The following is a 16,165-nucleotide window of genomic DNA, read 5'->3' as shown; positions in this document are numbered from 1 at the left end:
GGGGTGGCGCCGCGGATGAGCGGCGCTCGGAGTTACGGGGGGAATTGACGATGTCTGAATCCATGGGGGTGCGGCGGCTTCCCTTGCGCAGACTGCCGAAGACCCGGTGGGAGCAGCAGGAGCCGTCGTGGCAGGGGGCACGGCCCGCTCTGATTGAAGGGGCGTTGAAGCGGGCGCTTGCCCGGCCTTCGGGGAACTGGTTCGTGCTGGCGGCGAGCACGGAGATCCGTCCGGGGCAGCCGTTCGGGCGGATGGTGGCGGGGGTTGAAGTGGTGGCGTGGCGGAGCCGCGACAACGTGGTGCATGCCGCTCCCGGATCCTGTCCCCACTTGGGAGCGCCGCTGTGCCGTGGGGCGGTCCGCGGGGATCGGCTGGTGTGCCGGTGGCATGGCCTGTCGCTGGGGCCGGAAGGCTTTCCCGGGTGGTCGCCATTCCCTGTCCACGATGACGGGGTGCTGGTGTGGGTGCGGTTGGACGCGGTCGGAGGCGAGGAGCCGCTGGCTGCCCCGATCGTGCCGGAGCGGCCGGAACGGCGCACGTTGGCCGCGGTGGCGAGCATGGCGGGGCGGTGTGAGCCGGAGGATGTGATCGCCAACCGGTTGGATCCGTGGCACGGCTCCTGGTTCCACCCGTACTCGTTTGTGGATCTGCGGGTGGTTGAGGCGCCCGAGGAAGGGGTGGCCGACGCGGACGACCGGTTCGTGGTGGACGTAGCGTTCAAGGTCGCGGGCCGGTGGGGGGTGCCGGTGCGCGCCGAATTCCGTTGCCCGGAGCCGCGCACGATCGTCATGCGCATCCTCGAAGGGGAGGGGGCAGGGAGTGTGGTGGAGACCCACGCCACCCCGCTCGGCGTGGACCGTAACGGGGTGCCGCGCACCGCGGTGATCGAGGCGACGGTGGCTACGTCGCCGCGGCCCGGGTTCGGGGTGGCGCGGCGGATGGCTCCTGTGGTGCGGCCGCTCATGCGGTTTGCGGCGCGCCGTCTGTGGCGGGACGATCTCGCCTACGCTGAACGCCGCTACGCTCTGCGGTCGGCGGGGCGGTGGCCGTCCTGACCCGGTCTGGCCGGCCACGGCTCGCCCTGGCGCACGCCGAGGGGACGGGCCGTGGCCGGCGGTGTCATCCTTCGATCAGGTCCTGTCCCAGGTAGCGGCCTTCCCGGGCGGCGGGGACGGCGAAGAGGGCGCTGCCTTCGTGCCGGATGTAGCGGTTGAGGGCGTCGCCCTGGTCGGCGAGGCTGCGCTGCACCGGGATGAACCCGGTGGCGGGGTCGCCTTGCCAGGCCATGAAGAGCAGTCCGGCGTCGCGGACGCCGTCGTCGCGCCACCCCTGGTCGTAGCTGTAGCCGCGGCGGAACATGCGGGCACCCAGGTTGTTCTCCGGGCTGGCGAGGCGCACGTGTGCGTTCTCGGGGATGAGGGGTTCCCCTTCCTCGTCGCGGGCCGAGAGCACGACGGGGTCGGTCTCGTTGCGGCTGCCGAGGGGTGCTCCCGTGTCGAGGCGGCGGCCGATCACCCGCTCCCGGGCGGCCACGTCCAGTTTCCGCCATTCGGTCAAGAGCATGCGGATCCGTCGCACGACCAGGTAGCTGCCGCCGTCCATCCAGGCGTGCGCGGGGTTGTCGGCCGGCCGTGCGGTGATGGTCCGGTCGAACAGCGGGTGGTCCTGGGCGGGGTTGGCGGTGCCGTCGATCTGCCCCATGAGGTTGCGGGGGGTGGCGTCGGGGTCGCGCGCGGCTGCGGCGGTCCGCCGGAAGCCGCGCAGAGACCAGCGCACCGCGGTCGCATCCGCGGCCGCGGCGACGAGTTCTTCCACGGCCGCGGTGAGCACCATGGGGTCTTCCGCACCGACTTGGAGCATGAAGTCTCCACCGCACCAGCGGGGGTGCAGGTCGTCGGTGGAGAACTCGGGGAGGTCGGCGAGCGCGTCCGGTCGGCGGTCTTCCGCGTCGATCGCGGAGAGCAGGGAGCCTCCGATGCCGACGGTGACCATGAGGGAGGCGGGGAGCAGCCCTGCAGAGGCGGCCCCCTCGGCGATGTCGTGCGGACTCTCCTCGTGCAGGCGGGCCGCTAGTTCGGTCCAGGACCGGAGCGCGGCGGCTGCGCTGTCGCGGGCGGTGTCGGGGTTCTTACGGGCTTCTTCCGCCAGGTCGAGCGCGATGACGTGAACGAACGCGGGTGCTGGGCCGGAGATGCCGGGTTGGGGCGCTGCGGTGGCGTCGGCCCGTTGGGCTGCCATGCGCAGCCGCTGCTCGGCTTCCGGGGAGGCGGCCGGGTCGGAGTCGGGCAGCAGGGGGCGGAGGACTTCTCCTGCCGCCATGCCGATGCCTGCGCCGGTGAGTGCTGCCGCGCCCAGTCCCGCGAGGAATCCTCGGCGGGAGGAGCCTTTCCTCTCCGTGTCTGGTTCGGTCATGGCCTGCTCACCCCTCCGTCAATGGTGGTGGCCGCTGCTTCCGGTGCGTTCCAGCACCGGGGCGTCAACCTGGACGGTTTCTCCGTTGTCGAAGGTCAGGGTGATGGTGGCGGTGTCGCCGACCTGTGGCGGGTCCGCTATGTCCAGCACCATGATGTGGAGTCCGCCGGAGGCGAGTTCGACGGTTTCCCCGGCGGGGATGGGGATGTCGTCGACCGGGACCATCTGCGCGGCGCCGCTTTCCGTGGTCTCCACCGTGTGCAGTTCGGTCCGGTCGGAGAGCGAGGTGGCCGCCTCGGTGAGGGTGATGTCCTCGTCGCCGGTGTTGCTGATGGTGAGGTAGCCGGCGGTCATCGACGGGTTGGCGGGTTCCGCCAGCCAGGCGTCTTCGATAACGAGGTCGCCGGCTTCAGCGCTGCCCTTGGGGGGTGTGCTGGGGTCGAGGGCTGAGGCGGTCGCGTGGTGGTCGCGGCTGTCGGTGTGCTGGTCGGCTGGCGGGCCGCCGCAGCCGGACAGGGTGACGAGGGCGAGGGCTGTGCCGAGCACGAGCAGTGGCGTAGTGGTGGACGTGTTCATGGACGCAGTACTCCGGACGCGTGGCGTGGACGTGGGTTAGAGCTGTGCTGCGATCAGCTCGGGGAGGACGGCGCTCATCTGTTCCCCGGAGGTGCCGGGGTCGAAGAAGCCGATGGCGTCGCCGCCGGGGCGGAGGACCGCGACTCTCTCCCCGTGGGTGACGAGGTAGTTACCGTCAGTCTCTTCGGGGGGTTCCACGGGGATGCCGTAGGCTTTGGCGGCTTGGACCACGTCGTCGATGGGGCCGATGACTCCCTGGAAGTCCGGGTTGAAGCCGGAGAGCCAGGAACGCATCTGTTCGGGGGTGTCGCGCTCCGGGTCGGTGCTGACCATGACCACGTCGACCTGTTCCCCGTCTGCGCCGAGGCGGGTGACCGCGTCGGCGATGTCGGCCATTGTCGTGGGGCACACGTCAGGGCAGCTGGTGTAGCCGAAGTAGAGCAGGGTGAGCCGGTCTGCTGCGACGTCGGTGAAGGCCCACGGGTCGCCGTCGACGGTGCGGAACTCGTGGGGCGGGGCGGACATCGGGGTTTCGGCCAGGTCGAGGTAGTAGTCGAATTCGCTGGTGTTCGGGCTGCCCGTGCTGCCGGTCTGGCCGCATCCGGCGAGGAGGAGGATGCTCGCTGCCGCGCACGCCGCTGCCCCGCGTCCTCTTAAGTTTCGGACGCGCTTATATCCCGGTTTCTGGGAAAGACGGACGTTGTGGGCGATGATGGTCTTGTGAGGTGCATCGACTGTCGAACCGCTCTTTCCGCCGAAATCGACGGGGAGCAGCCGAATCACTCCCCGGAAGAGGTCCGCGCCCATCTTCGCGAGTGCGCGGAGTGTGGTGTGTGGCTTTCTGCCGCGCGTGGGCTGCAGCGGTTGGTCGGCGTGACCACGCTGGCCGGTGGTGTGGACGACGACTAGGTCGGGGAGTCGGCGCTGCAGCGGACTGTTCTCGCGGATCGCCCCGGTGTGTTTGGTCACAGTAGTTCTCCTCGGGTCAGTCTGCGTGGTGCCTTGCGGGGCACGCGGAGGTCAGGCTCGGCGCTGGCGCGTCGGCCTTGCTGGTGGAGCTGACGGCTTCAACTGAGCCGAGGACGGGGTGGTCCGCGTCGGCTGACCGCGTACTGCGGCACCGTGCGGGGAGCGGGGACGGCCCCGTTGTCCCGGTGCTGTCCCGCCCAGGGCGGGCATGGCACGGCCGGTGGTGCGGCCCCGATCTGGAACATGCCCGCGAGCAGGGTGCGCAGTTGGCGGGCAAGCCGGAATGCTGCGGCCTCGCCGCGGCGTAGCCACAGGGCGCAGACCAGTGCTGCGCCGAGGTGGGCTGCCAGCATGCCGAGGGTGGGATCGGATGCGGTCTCTTCCCCCACACGTGCCGCCGCGTGGGTGGCGTGGGCACCGGTCCCGCCCTCGGTCAGCGCGAAGATGAGGTGCAGGGCGAGCTGTCCCCACAGCATCCACCCGAGGATGATGCCGCCGCCGCGTTCCCGCTTGGCGAGGGCCCAACCGATGGCGAGCATCAGCGCGCCGCCGAGCAGGGTTCCGGTGAGCGGGACGTCGTGGCCGGAGTGGACAGCGTGTCCGTTGGCGGACACGCCAACGGAGACCGCGGCGAAGATCCCGGCGCGGACCAGTGTGGTGAGTGACCTTCCGTGCACAGCACTTCTATCGTCGCACCGGTTCTGAGCAGGGCTGTTTCGGGGTGGGGTAAAGGGGCGACTAGCGTTTTCGATACGGGTGGGGGTATAGTGAGTGGCGAAGAGGTGATGACAGTGGAGATGAAACCCGAACTGGTGGGCGATGCCCTGACCAGACTGCGTCGTGCGCATGGGCAGCTCGGCGGAGTCATCGCGATGATCGAGTCGGGCGAGGACTGCGTTGCCGTGCTGACCCAACTCGCCGCGGTCTCGCGCGCGCTCGACCGGGCCGGGTTCAAGCTCGTTGCCAGTGGTCTGCGGCACTGTCAGACCATGCGGGAGCGCGGGGAAGAGCCGCCGATGAGCGAAGAGGAGTGGGAGAAGCTGTTTCTCTCACTGGCCTGAGCCCCGAGCGTCCCTTGGCACGCGCGATGCTCCGCCTGTCACCCTTATTTGTGCCTGTCGTATACCCCCGGGGGTGTTGAGGATTGTGCGGAAAAGCCGAGGTGGGGATGGGCTTACCGGCCCGGCCGCACCACCGGAGCGGGCACAGCCGTTTCCGGACCGGCGGGCCACCCGCGCCCCTGGCACAGCAGCCGCCGCGGGACCCGACCGACTGGCTTAGCGCGGGTGTGCGCCGCGGCTTCCCGCTGATTCGCCACCCCTTTTTGCCCTCCACATACCCCCGCCCGTATCTGAGGAAGAGAAGAGGCTGCAATGGACACCTCGCTTCCTGTCTCGTTGACCCCAGAAGAGGTCCGGGAACTCCAGGAGCGCAACCCTCGAGTGCGGATCATCGACGTCCGCACCCCCGGCGAATTCGCCGGAATGCACATCCCCGGCTCCTACAACGTGCCGCTCGACCTGCTCCGCGAGCACCAGCGCGAACTCACCGCCAACCACGACGACCCGGTCGTGCTCGTATGCCGGTCCGGAATGCGCGCCGACCAGGCCAGCAAACTCATGGCGGAAAGCGGCCTGCGGCAAGTCAGCGTCCTCCAAGGCGGCATCAGCGAATGGGAACGCACCGGCGCGCCCCTGAAGCGGGGCTCGGGGGGACGCTGGGCGATGGAACGCCAAGTGCGGCTCGTCGCCGGACTGATCGTCCTTGTCTTCGTCACCGCCAGCGCCGTGTTTGACCCCCTCAAATGGGTCGCCGCAGCCATCGGCGCGGGCCTGACCTTCGCAGCGATCACCGACACCTGCCTGATGGCGCGACTGCTGGCACTGCTGCCCTACAACCGCACCGACCGGTGCGACGCCCCGACCATGCTGGCCGCGCTCACCGGCACCACTCCCGCGCAACGAGGCTGACCGTGGTTGTTGCGGCAGGACTGTTCGGCGCCCTCATCGGGCTGCTTCTCGGACTCCTCGGCGGAGGCGGGTCCATTCTGGCGGTGCCTGCCCTGGTCTACGGGGTGGGCCTCCCGCTGACCGCCGCGATCCCAGCCTCCCTGGTCGTGGTCGGCGCCTCGTCGGCCACCGGCCTGCTCACCCGGATCCGCGCCGGGCTCGTCCGCTGGCGGGTCGCCCTGGTCTTCGGACTGGCAGGACTGCCCGCCGCCTTCGGAGGCAGCGCGGTAGGCAGGCTCCTGCCCAACCACTGGCTGATGCTCGCGTTCGCGGCGCTCATGGTTGTGGTGGCCGTGCGCATGCTGCGGCAGTCCACCCCTGCGGTGGGGGCCTGCCGGGGCGCGTCCGGAACCGTGGACTGGCGCGCCTGCCTGCCCTGGGCGACGCTGGCGGGCGCTCTCGTCGGATTCCTCACCGGCCTCTTCGGGGTCGGCGGTGGATTCGTCATCGTCCCGGCACTCAGCCTCGGCCTCGGCCTCGCCGAATCCGAGGCGGTGGCCACCTCGCTGGCCGTCATCGTCCTCAACTCGGTGTCCGGACTCGCCGCCCACAGTCTCACGCCCACCGGCCTCGACGTCGCCACTGTCGGAGTCTTCGCAGCAAGCGCCATGGCGACCTCGCTCGCTGCTGGAACCCTGGCCCCGCGCCTGCCCGCAGCTGCGCTGCGGCGCGGATTCGCCGCCCTCGTCCTCGCCGTCGCCGCAGGAGTCGCCGCAACATCCCTGACCGCTCCCGAACTGCTCTGGTAACCGCAGCTCTCTCGCTCTCCCGCGACAACTGGAAAGGAATCGCCCATGCTGTTCACGCAGTACTACCTGGACTGCCTCTCCCACGCGTCCTACATGGTCGCTGACGAAACCACGGGGAAGGCCATCGTGGTCGACCCGCGGCGCGACGTCACCGAATACCTGGCGGACGCCGAAGAGAAAGGGCTGACCATCGAAGGGGTCATCAACACCCACTTCCACGCCGACTTCATCGCCGGCCACCTGGAACTGGCGGAACGCACCGGGGCATGGATCGGCTACGGCAGCCGCGCCGAAGCTGAATACCCCATCCGGAAACTGGCTGACGGGGAGCGGATCGTCCTCGGCGACGTCGTCCTGGAGATCATGGAGACCCCGGGGCACACCCCTGAATCCATCAGCATCCTCGTCTACGAGCACGCCGACGACCCGGTCCCCTACGGGGTCCTCACCGGGGATGCGCTCTTCATCGGCGACGTGGGCCGCCCCGACCTGCTCGCCTCGCTCGGCTACACCGCAGAAGAACTCGGCCGGATGCTGTACGACTCGGTGCAGCACAAGCTCATGGGGCTCCACGACGACGTGCGGGTCTTCCCCGCGCACGGCGCGGGTTCGGCCTGCGGCAAGAACCTGTCCACCGAGCGCTGGTCCACGATCGGTGAGCAGCGGCGCACCAACTACGCGTGCCGTCCCATGGACGAGGAGACCTTCGTCTCCCTGGTCACCGCGGGCCAGCCGTCCGCTCCCTCCTACTTCGCCTACGACGCGGTCCTCAACCGCAAGCAGCGCGAAGTGCTGGACATCGACACACTCGTCGTCGCCCTCTCCGCTGACGACTTCCTGGCGCAGCGGGCTGCCGGGGCAGTGGTCGTGGACTCCCGGGACCCGCAGGAGTACGCGACCGGCCATCTGCGCGGCGCGCTCAACATCCCCGTGAACGGCCGGTTCGCGGAGACCGCGGGAAGCGTGCTGAAGCCGGGCACCCCGCTGCTGGTCGTCGCTCCCGAAGGCCAGGAAGAGGAGACCCTGGTCCGACTGGCCCGGGTCGGTTTCGACACGGCCCGCGGCTACCTGCCGGAACCGGAGAACGTCTTCGTCACCATCCCCGACGAGATGCAGAGCTCATCGCGCCTGACCGCGGTGGCGCTCACCGAGCGGCTGCGGGACGCGGAGCCGCCCGTGGTGCTGGACGTGCGCAACCAGGGCGAACGTGACCAGGGCGCGATCCCCGACTCTCTGCACATCCCGCTTGCGGAGCTGCCCAAACGGCTCGACGAGGTGCCGAAGGACCGCCCAGTCGTGGTGTACTGCGCCAGCGGCTACCGCTCCAGTGTCGCGGCCAGCCTGCTCCGCGCCGAAGGGCTGACGGACGTCTCCGACCTGCTCGGCGGCTACACGGCGTTCGAAGCACTGCAGCAGACGGTCTAGTCCGGCGGCCGCTCAGCGGTGCCGCGCCCGGCTTCCGGCGGTCCGCCGCCGACGAGCCCCACGCTGCACCGCGCTGTCCGGGCACGGCTGCTTCACCGGTCTGCCTGCCGTGCCCGGGCGGCCTCCCCGGAGACGGCGTCCCACCGCTGTCTCCGGGGTTTGCTGCTTTTTTGCCGCAGCCGGTCTTTACCGGGTTCGAAGCGGGGAAGCAGGACAAGTCCGCGATGGAGGACTTCCCATGGAGAAAACCGTGTGGACCGTTGCTGCGGGAGGCGGCGCTGTCCTCGTCCTCGGGGCGCTCCTCGTCGTTGGCGTTCACGTTCTTCCTGAGCAGGCCCCGGCTCCCCTCCGGTCGGTGTCCGGAGCCCCGCGCACCCCGTTCCTTCCCCGCTTCGAGAAGACCCCTGAGCCGGATGACTTCCGCGGGGTGACCGCCACTGCGGGGGACTGGCGGTTGCAGGTCACCGGCGTGCACGTGGACGGGGACGGCATCCTCACCAGCGGCGCGGGGGAGCAGGTGCGTGCGCCCGCAGGGATGACCTACCACGTGTTCACCCTCCGCGTCGTCAACCGCGGCACCGAGCCTTCGAGTTTTGCCCCTTCTGCGGCGACCGCGGCCAGTGTGGCGGGGGAAACCTTCCCCAACGACCCGGAAGCCGAGCAGGTGGTCGCCGCTGCCACGGAGCCGCTGCTGCTGGGCCCGGGGGACGCCGCCGACACCGCGGTCGTGTTCGCTGCGCCGCCGGACACGCGGCTCTACGAGATCGTGCTCACGCTCGACTACGGGGCGGTGTTCGCCAACCTGGAAGCCCGTCCGTGACGGGGTGTGGACTGCGGAACGGCACGGCCGCAGGGCGACCGTGCCGCGCACACGAGTTCTAGATCCGGTGTGGGGGCCAGAGCCACTCCGGACCGCCGTCGTCCTCTTCTTCTTCGTCGTCTGGGCTGGTCATGACGGTGTCCGCGAACGGGACTGACGTAGCCAGCCCTTCGCTGCCGAGGGTCGGCTCGCCCGCCGCCTCCGCCCACGGTTCGTCCACGGTGTGCACAGTGCTGGGGGTCGTATCCTCCTGCGGAGGAAGGATCATCGCCACCATGGAACCACCTTAATACCGGAAGGTAGGTTTCTGTTTGGCCGATAGAGGCCACTATGAGACACCAGACTGCGACACAGAGTCGCCACAGCACGGCATCCCGGTCCGGGAAGACACGTCACCTGGGAAGACTGCTCGCGACCCGGCGGCCAGCGCGCACCTGCCGCCACAAGGCCGTGGACATGTCCGCGACCGGGGTGCCCAAACCGATCGCCAACTCCTCCCACGGGCGGCTCGACCCGTCAAGGAACCGCAGCAGGCGCGGCAGCGGATTGCTCCGGAACAGGGTGGCGAAGAACTCCGCGCCGTCGACCACCCCCTCGTCGAGGCCGCGGAGCAGCACCGCGTCGAAAAACCGGTGGCGAGCCGGGTACGCCGAATAGCCGACCGGAAACCGACCCGCCACAAGCGCCGCCGTAATCCGCCGTGTCTGCCGCTGCACCCCGGCAAAGGTGTAGCCCGTGGCAGGACGGGTGGCCCCTCCCGCAGTCCCGATCCGGAACACGCGGTGCCCCACCCGCTCGGGCAGGTGGGCGCTCGTCATCGGGATCACCCCCTGCTCCACACCGGTGACCGTGAACACCCCCAAATGGAGAAGGTTCTCGGTGTAGTCGCGCAGCGCTGCGTCATACGCCGCGTCCGAGCACACCTCCCGCGTGAACTCGGTGTACTCCACGAGCGCGGTACGCGCATCAAACGGCAGAAGGTAGCCGAAAGCGACCCCCCGCTCCGGTTGCGGCACCCGCAAGTCCATCAGCACCGCCGCGGAAGAATCGAAACGGGGCCGGTCAGTGCGGACGAACCAGCCCCGGAAATGCTGCAGCAGCGTCACCCCTTCCGCCGGTAAGCCCACCAACGGCCGGGAATCGAACACCAGGCCCGCGGCAAGCTCCCGCTGCGCGCCGTCAGCGCCGCGCAGCCGCAGCACAGCCTCCCCGGGGCCGTCGACAATGTCCGTGACCGTCCAGTGGAGGGTACGGACCCGCTGCAGACTGCCCCGCACCAGGGCTTCGAAGTCCCGGGAGCGGATCATCTTGTACACCAGCGGGTGGATGCGGGACCGCCACGTGGTCCCGTCCGGCCCCTGCACGGCCAACGCGTGCCACCTATGGCAGACAGCCGCATCCCACTCCCCGGTCTCCTCCTCCCAGAAACACCAGGTGCGTTCGGGAGACCGGAGCGCCGCCTCCGGGGTCTCCACCAGGACCACGGACCGGTGCGGCAGCACCCGGTCCAACCGGTGGGCGAGCGAAAGCCCGGCCGCACCCGCCCCCACGATCGCCACGTCCACTCGTTCCACGACACCCCTCCCGACAGCACCACACCATGGAATAACGCAGGGTAGTTTTTCCATTACTTAAAGCGCTATTCCGGGGAGAGGGACTGCCGTTGTCCGTCGAGGCCAAGAAACAGCACTGGGTCACCGCAGAATTCGACCGCTCCGCTGCCGTCTACGACCGCCTCGTCGCCGCCAACCCCGGCTACCACGCCCACCTGCGCCGCTCTGCCGCCCGGCTGCGGCTTCCCCGCAAGGGGGCCGGACTGCGGATCCTCGACCTCGGCTGCGGGACCGGCGCGTCCACCGCCGCGCTCCTCCACGTCGCCCCGCACGCCGACATCCTCGCCGTTGACGCCTCTGCCGGCATGCTCGCCGTAGCCCGCCGCAAAACCTGGCCCGACAACGTGCAGTTCCACCACGCCCGAGCCGAAACCCTCGCCGGCACCGGACCGTTCGACGCGGTCTTCGCCGCCTACCTGCTGCGCAACTGCCCCGACCCCGACCGGACGCTCGCCGTCATCCACGACCTGCTCCGCCCCGGCGGACGCCTCGCCCTCCACGAGTACTCCGTCGCCGACTCGCCCCTCGCCACCGCCGTGTGGACCGCGGTCTGCTGGTCCGTGATCATCCCGCTGGGCTGGGCCCTGTCCGGCCGCGCCGACCTGTACCGCTACCTGTGGCGCGGCGTCGTGGAATTCGACGGCGTACGCCAACTCACCGCACGCATGCGCACCGCAGGCCTGCGCGACATCCGCGTCCTCCCGCTGCCCGGCTGGCAGACCGGGATCACCCACACCTTCCTCGCCCGCCGCGCCTACGAAGAGGAGACCGCATGATCCCGCAGCCTCCCGGCCGCGACCCGCGCATCCAACGCCACCTCCCGCCGCGCCCCGTCGGATCCCCACCAGCACAACCCGCCCGCGTCGCCGTCATCGGCGGCGGCATCGCCGGCCTGGCCGCAGCCACAGCGCTCGCGGAACGCGGTATAGCCGTCACCGTGCTGGAACGCGACCCGCAGCTAGGCGGCCGCCTCTCCGGGTGGGACACGGTGCTCACCGACGGCTCCACCGTCACCATGAGCCGCGGCTTCCACGCGTTCTTCCGCCAGTACTACAACCTGCGCGCCCTGCTGCGCCGCGCCGACCCCGGACTCTCCGGGTTCGTCCCCCTGCCCGACTATCCGCTCGTCCACGCCAACGGAGCCCTCGACGGGTTCGCGGGCCTGCCCACCACGCCGCCATGGAACGCGTTCACCTTCGTCGCCCGCAGCCCCAGCTTCCACTGGCGCGACCTCGCCCGCGTCAACCTGGTCGCGGCCCTCGCCCTCCTCGACGTCCGCGTCCCCGACGTCTACCAGCAATTCGACCACGTCGACGCGCTGGACTTCCTCGACCGGCTGCGGTTCCCCGACACCGCCCGCCACCTGGCGCTCGAAGTGTTCTCCCGCAGCTTCTTCGCCGACCCGCGCGCCCTGTCCGCGGCCGAACTGCTCACCATGTTCCACATCTACTTCCTCGGCTCCGGCGAAGGACTGCTCTTCGACGTGCCGCGGGCCCCCTTCCCCCGCGCCCTGTGGCAGCCGCTCGCCGACTACCTGCGCTCCCACGGCGCCGCCATCCTCACCAGCACCCCGGTCACCCGGATCGAACCGGGGCACACCCGCCGCTACTCTGTGGCCACGCTGACCGGGACCGCTGAATACGACGCCGTGGTACTCGCCACCGACCTGCCCGGACTGCGCGCCCTCGTCGCCGCATCCCCCCGGCTCGGCAGCCCTGCCTGGCGCTCCCAAGTCGCCGAACGGCCCAGTGCCCCGCCCTTCCTCGTGTGCCGACTCTGGCTCGACCAGCCCGTCCGCGCCGACCGGCCCGCGTTCCTCGGCACCAGCGGCTACCCCACGCTCGACAACATCAGCGTGCTGGAACGCTACGAAGACCAAGCGGCCGCGTGGGCGGCCCGCACCGGCGGCTCCGTCGTCGAACTCCACGCCTACGCGCTCCCCGACGATGCTGTGCTCTCCGTGGAGCGCGACCGGCTCGTCGCCCAACTCCACCAGGTCTACCCGGAGACCGCGACGGCGCGCATCGTCGACGAACGCTCCGAACTCCGCGCCGACTGCCCGCTCTTTCCCCCCGGCGACTTCACCCGACGGCTCACCGTCACCACCCCCGATCCGTTCCTCGTCGTCGCCGGAGACCACGTCCGCGTCGACCTTCCCGTCGCGCTCATGGAACGCGCCGCAACCAGCGGCCTGCTCGCCGCCAACACCCTGCTGAGCCTGTGGGGCTTGCCCGGCCATGTGGTGTGGAGCGTCCCCAACCAGGGGCGGATCCCCCTCGCCCGGCACCTGCTGCCCCCGCTACCGCGGACACAGCCCTTGTCGGCCCTCGGGTGAACCGCTACCTCCACCCCACTGGTCACCCCGCATGCGGCAACAAGGTAACGTGGCCACGCAATGGCACGTCTGAGCACTACGGCGCCGTTCCGGCATCCTCGGGACACCGAAATCTTCCGGCTCGCCATTCCCACGTTCTTCGCGCTCGTCTCCGAGCCGCTGTTCCTCCTCACCGACTCCGCGGTGGTCGGCAGTCTCGGCACCGCGGCACTCGGCGGCCTGGGCGTGGCCAGCCAAATCCTGTTGACCTTCGCCAACCTGTGCATCTTCCTCGCCTACGGCACCACGGCTGCGGTCTCCCGCCGGTTCGGCGCCGGGCAGATCGCCCTCGGACTACGCCACGGCATCGACGGAGTATGGCTGGCCGTCCTCATCGCCGCCACCGCCATCACCCTGGGCTGGCCGCTGTCCCCCCTCCTCATCGACGCTTTGGGCGCCTCCCCGACCGTCGCCCCGTATGCACTCACCTACCTGCGGATCAGCCTGCTCAGCCTGCCCGGCCTGCTGATCATCATGGCGGGCACCGGGGTGCTGCGCGGCCTGCAGAACGCCCGCATCCCCCTGTTCGTGACGGTCAGCGCAAACCTCGCCAACATCGTGCTGAGCATGCTGTTCGTGTGGGGCCTGGGCTGGGGGATCGCCGGATCCGCGTGGGCCACGGTCGTCGCGCAGAGCGGCGGTGCAGCCATCTACCTGGTGGTGCTGGTCCGCGCCGCGCAACGCCACGGTGTCTCGTTCGCGCCCACCCGGTCCGGGCTGCGTGACGCGGCAGCCTCCGGGTTCGCGCTGTTCATCCGCACCGTGTCGCTTCGCGCAGTCCTTGTCGTCACCACCGCGATCGCGGCCCGTCTCGGCGACCCGGAGATCGCCGCCCACCAAGTGGTGTTCCAACTCTGGTCGCTGCTGGTCTTCACGCTGGACGCGATCGCCATCGCAGGCCAGTCGATTGTCGGCCGCTACCTGGGGGCCTCGGACGTGCCCGGCGCCCGCGAAGTCACCCGCCGAATGGTGGAGTGGGGGATCATGATCGGCGCCGTCTTCACCGTGCTCGTCCTCGCGGTACGCCCCTGGGCGTGGATCCCGTTCACCGACGACCCGCACGTGCGCGACCTCATCCTCGCCGCGCTGATCGTCGTCGCGCTGCTGCAGCCGCTGAGCGGGGTCGTGATGGTCCTCGACGGGATCCTGATGGGCGCTGGAGACCAGCGCTACCTGGCCTGGGCGAGCCTGTGGACCATGCTGATCTTCCTGCCCTGCGCTGCCCTGGTCCCCCTCTTCGCCGTCCCCGGATCCGTCACCGGCCTTGTCCTGCTGTGGTCGGCCTTCGGAGTGTGGATCGCGGCACGCGGAGTGTTCCTGGGCGTCCGGGCTTCCGGGACCGCGTGGCTCGTCACCGGGGCCGGATCCCCGCGGTAACCGGCGATCAGGCACCGGCCCGGCGTGCGCCGTACCCCGGCCGCACAGCCTGCGCTGGATCTACTGCCGGGCGCGGCCCTGCCCGGGGCGGGTCCGCACAGCAGAAGGCCCCGATGCACCAGCACCGGGGCCTGGCAACGACTCGGATCGCGGAACTCAGACGCCGACAACCTCGATCGGCAGGGAGACGTTCACCTCGGGGTGGAGCCGGATCTCCACCGTGTAGTCGCCCACCGACTTGATCGGGTTGCGGATCTGGATCCGACGCTTGTCGACCTCGGGGCCGCCCGCCGCCTTGACCGCCTCGGCCACGTCCGTGCTGGTCACCGAACCGAACAGGCGGCCGTTGTCGCCGGCGCGCTGGTTCAGGCGCACCTTGAGCGAACCGAGCTGCTCAGCAATCTGCTTGGCCTCGTCCAGGCTGCGGATCTCCCGAGCGGCGCGGGCGCGGCGGATCGAGTCGATCTGCTTCTGCGCGCCCCGCGTCCACTTGATGGCGAACCCGCGCGGCAGCAGGTAGTTGCGGCCGTAGCCGTCCTTCACCTCGACAACGTCACCCGGAGAACCGAGACCGTCGACTTCGTGAGTCAGGATGAGCTTCACGTTCGTACCTCCTCGTCCGGTCTCGGTCAGCGGGCGCTGCTCGTGTAGGGCAGCAGCGCCATTTCGCGGGCGTTCTTCACGGCCTTGGCGACGTCGCGCTGGTGCTGCGTGCAGTTGCCGGTGACGCGGCGGGCGCGGATCTTACCGCGGTCGGAAATGAACTTGCGCAGGAGAGTCGTGTCCTTGTAGTCGACGTAGGTCATCTTCTCCTGGCAGAACACGCAAACCTTCTTCTTGGGTTTGCGGACTGGTGGCTTCGCCATCGTGGTGCTCCTTGATCAAGAGCCCCGCTGGTGCGGGGATGGTCGCTGGGACAGGAATGTTTTAGAACGGCGGTTCGTCGGAGTAGCCTCCACCGCCACCGAACCCTCCGCCGCCGGTGGCCCACGGGTCGTCCACTGGAGGACCGGACGGGGCACCCTGGTTGCCGCCGTAACCGCCCCCCTGGCCGCCGTAGCCGCCGCCCGACGGGGGTCCGCCGTAGCCGCCGTAACCTCCGCCTTGACGCTGTGTCTTCGTCACCTTGGCGGTGGCGTGCCGCAGTGCGGGACCCACTTCTTCAACCTCGACCTCGAAGACGGTACGCCGCTCGCCTTCTTTGGTCTCGTACGAACGCTGCTTGAGCCGTCCCTGCACGATGACACGCATACCGCGCTGGAGGCTTTCGGCCACGTTCTCCGCGTACTGCCGCCAGACTGAGCAGTTGAGGAAGAGGGACTCGCCATCTCGCCACTCTCCCGTCTGGCGGTCAAAGACGCGCGGTGTGGAGGCTACGCGGAAGTTCGCGACCGCGGCCCCGCTCGGGGTGAAGCGCAACTCAGGGTCATCGACCAGGTTGCCGACGATCGTGATCTGGGTTTCGCCTGCCATTGCTGGGCTCCGGATTCCTAGACGGGAGAGTTTGTGCGGCCGACGAGACTCAGTGAATCTCGGGGCGCAGAACCTTGGTACGCAGCACAGCCTCGGTCAGGTTGAGCTGGCGGTCGAGCTCGTGGACCGTGCTGGGCTTCGCGGTGAGGTCGATGACGGCGTAAATGCCCTCGGAGTTCTTGCCGATGTCGTAGGCGAGCCGACGCTTACCCCACACGTCGACCTTCTCCACGGAGCCGCCCTCGTTGCGCACGACCGAAAGGAACTGCTCCAGTGACGGGGCCACCGTGCGCTCGTCAAGGGTCGGGTCCAGAATGATCATCACTTCGTAACGACGCATAGGCGTACGTACCTCTCCTTTGGACTGT

19 protein-coding genes are annotated in these 16,165 nt (G+C 69.7%); 9 read left to right on the top strand and 10 right to left on the bottom strand.

From position 1 onward, the window contains the following. Positions 1-50: 50 nt before the first annotated feature. On the top strand, positions 51-1,055 hold the full coding sequence (locus TF1_RS10675) for a DUF5914 domain-containing protein (protein WP_011293494.1): 1,005 nt from the start codon (positions 51-53) through the stop codon (positions 1,053-1,055). A 64-nt stretch (positions 1,056-1,119) separates the two neighbouring features. On the opposite strand, the gene TF1_RS10670 is transcribed toward TF1_RS10675, so the two are convergent. The 4 genes from TF1_RS10670 to TF1_RS10655 all read right to left on the bottom strand — a co-directional run bounded on the left by TF1_RS10670 (position 1,120) and on the right by TF1_RS10655 (position 4,634). Next, positions 1,120-2,412 carry a Dyp-type peroxidase gene (locus TF1_RS10670; RefSeq protein ID WP_011293495.1) on the bottom strand — a complete coding sequence of 431 codons (1,293 nt, stop codon included), beginning with the start codon at positions 2,410-2,412 and terminating at the stop codon, positions 1,120-1,122. Between the two features lie 18 nt (positions 2,413-2,430). Continuing rightward, positions 2,431-2,988 carry a copper chaperone PCu(A)C gene (locus tag TF1_RS10665; RefSeq protein WP_061783858.1) on the bottom strand — a complete coding sequence of 186 codons (558 nt, stop codon included), beginning with the start codon at positions 2,986-2,988 and terminating at the stop codon, positions 2,431-2,433. 36 nt (positions 2,989-3,024) lie between these two features. Beyond that, entirely contained in the window at positions 3,025-3,957 is a 933-nt protein-coding gene (locus TF1_RS16675) for an SCO family protein (protein ID WP_011293497.1), read from the bottom strand. 98 nt (positions 3,958-4,055) lie between these two features. Further along, positions 4,056-4,634 carry a hypothetical protein gene (locus TF1_RS10655; RefSeq protein WP_011293498.1) on the bottom strand — a complete coding sequence of 193 codons (579 nt, stop codon included), beginning with the start codon at positions 4,632-4,634 and terminating at the stop codon, positions 4,056-4,058. 108 nt (positions 4,635-4,742) lie between these two features. Between TF1_RS10655 and TF1_RS10650 the strand changes: the two genes are divergently transcribed. The 5 genes from TF1_RS10650 to TF1_RS10630 all read left to right on the top strand — a co-directional run bounded on the left by TF1_RS10650 (position 4,743) and on the right by TF1_RS10630 (position 8,960). Beyond that, positions 4,743-5,018 (top strand): metal-sensitive transcriptional regulator, encoded by a 276-nt coding sequence (locus tag TF1_RS10650; RefSeq protein WP_011293499.1) that lies wholly within the window; start codon positions 4,743-4,745, stop codon positions 5,016-5,018. A 312-nt stretch (positions 5,019-5,330) separates the two neighbouring features. Then, on the top strand, positions 5,331-5,927 hold the full coding sequence (locus tag TF1_RS10645) for a rhodanese-like domain-containing protein (protein WP_011293500.1): 597 nt from the start codon (positions 5,331-5,333) through the stop codon (positions 5,925-5,927). Between the two features lie 2 nt (positions 5,928-5,929). Then, complete coding sequence (locus TF1_RS10640) at positions 5,930-6,715, top strand: sulfite exporter TauE/SafE family protein (protein ID WP_011293501.1); 786 nt, start codon at positions 5,930-5,932, stop codon at positions 6,713-6,715. A gap of 45 nt (positions 6,716-6,760) precedes the next feature. Continuing rightward, complete coding sequence (locus TF1_RS10635; protein ID WP_011293502.1) at positions 6,761-8,140, top strand: MBL fold metallo-hydrolase; 1,380 nt, start codon at positions 6,761-6,763, stop codon at positions 8,138-8,140. A gap of 238 nt (positions 8,141-8,378) precedes the next feature. Then, positions 8,379-8,960: a DUF4352 domain-containing protein gene (locus TF1_RS10630; protein WP_011293503.1), complete on the top strand. Its 582-nt coding sequence runs from the start codon at positions 8,379-8,381 to the stop codon at positions 8,958-8,960. Positions 8,961-9,018: 58 nt separating this feature from the next. Here TF1_RS10630 and TF1_RS10625 read toward each other — a convergent pair whose 3' ends face one another. Both TF1_RS10625 and TF1_RS10620 read right to left on the bottom strand, forming a co-directional pair. Continuing rightward, complete coding sequence (locus TF1_RS10625) at positions 9,019-9,237, bottom strand: hypothetical protein (protein WP_011293504.1); 219 nt, start codon at positions 9,235-9,237, stop codon at positions 9,019-9,021. Positions 9,238-9,352: 115 nt separating this feature from the next. After that, on the bottom strand, positions 9,353-10,534 hold the full coding sequence (locus tag TF1_RS10620) for a lycopene cyclase family protein (RefSeq protein WP_061783857.1): 1,182 nt from the start codon (positions 10,532-10,534) through the stop codon (positions 9,353-9,355). 89 nt (positions 10,535-10,623) lie between these two features. On the opposite strand from TF1_RS10620, the gene TF1_RS10615 reads away from it, so the two are divergent. Genes TF1_RS10615 through TF1_RS10605 form a run of 3 tightly spaced genes read left to right on the top strand, consistent with a single transcriptional unit; the run spans position 10,624 to position 14,324 of the window. Then, positions 10,624-11,349, top strand: a complete 726-nt coding sequence (locus TF1_RS10615; protein WP_061783856.1) for a class I SAM-dependent methyltransferase — start codon at positions 10,624-10,626, stop codon at positions 11,347-11,349. After that, positions 11,346-12,908, top strand: a complete 1,563-nt coding sequence (locus tag TF1_RS10610) for an FAD-dependent oxidoreductase (protein ID WP_011293507.1) — start codon at positions 11,346-11,348, stop codon at positions 12,906-12,908. The genes TF1_RS10615 and TF1_RS10610 overlap by 4 nt, the downstream gene beginning before the upstream one ends. A 60-nt stretch (positions 12,909-12,968) precedes the next feature. Then, the gene (locus TF1_RS10605) at positions 12,969-14,324 is read left to right on the top strand and encodes an MATE family efflux transporter (RefSeq protein WP_016187947.1); all 1,356 of its coding nucleotides are present in this window, start codon (positions 12,969-12,971) and stop codon (positions 14,322-14,324) included. Between the two features lie 156 nt (positions 14,325-14,480). On the opposite strand, the gene rplI is transcribed toward TF1_RS10605, so the two are convergent. The 4 genes from rplI to rpsF all read right to left on the bottom strand — a co-directional run bounded on the left by rplI (position 14,481) and on the right by rpsF (position 16,137). Then, positions 14,481-14,927, bottom strand: a complete 447-nt coding sequence (rplI, locus tag TF1_RS10600) for a 50S ribosomal protein L9 (RefSeq protein ID WP_011293509.1) — start codon at positions 14,925-14,927, stop codon at positions 14,481-14,483. A 26-nt stretch (positions 14,928-14,953) separates the two neighbouring features. Then, positions 14,954-15,190, bottom strand: coding sequence for a 30S ribosomal protein S18 (gene rpsR / locus TF1_RS10595; RefSeq protein ID WP_011293510.1), 237 nt, complete (start codon positions 15,188-15,190; stop codon positions 14,954-14,956). 61 nt (positions 15,191-15,251) lie between these two features. After that, the gene (locus tag TF1_RS10590) at positions 15,252-15,797 is read right to left on the bottom strand and encodes a single-stranded DNA-binding protein (RefSeq protein WP_061783855.1); all 546 of its coding nucleotides are present in this window, start codon (positions 15,795-15,797) and stop codon (positions 15,252-15,254) included. 49 nt (positions 15,798-15,846) lie between these two features. Next, a complete protein-coding gene (gene rpsF / locus TF1_RS10585; protein ID WP_011293512.1) occupies positions 15,847-16,137 on the bottom strand; it encodes a 30S ribosomal protein S6 in 291 nt (96 codons plus the stop codon). Positions 16,138-16,165: the final 28 nt, after the last annotated feature.

Source organism: Thermobifida fusca NBRC 14071 = JCM 3263 (assembly GCF_001592045.1).
Taxonomy (GTDB): domain Bacteria; phylum Actinomycetota; class Actinomycetes; order Streptosporangiales; family Streptosporangiaceae; genus Thermobifida; species Thermobifida fusca.
This window is presented reverse-complemented; position numbering and strand designations above follow the sequence as displayed.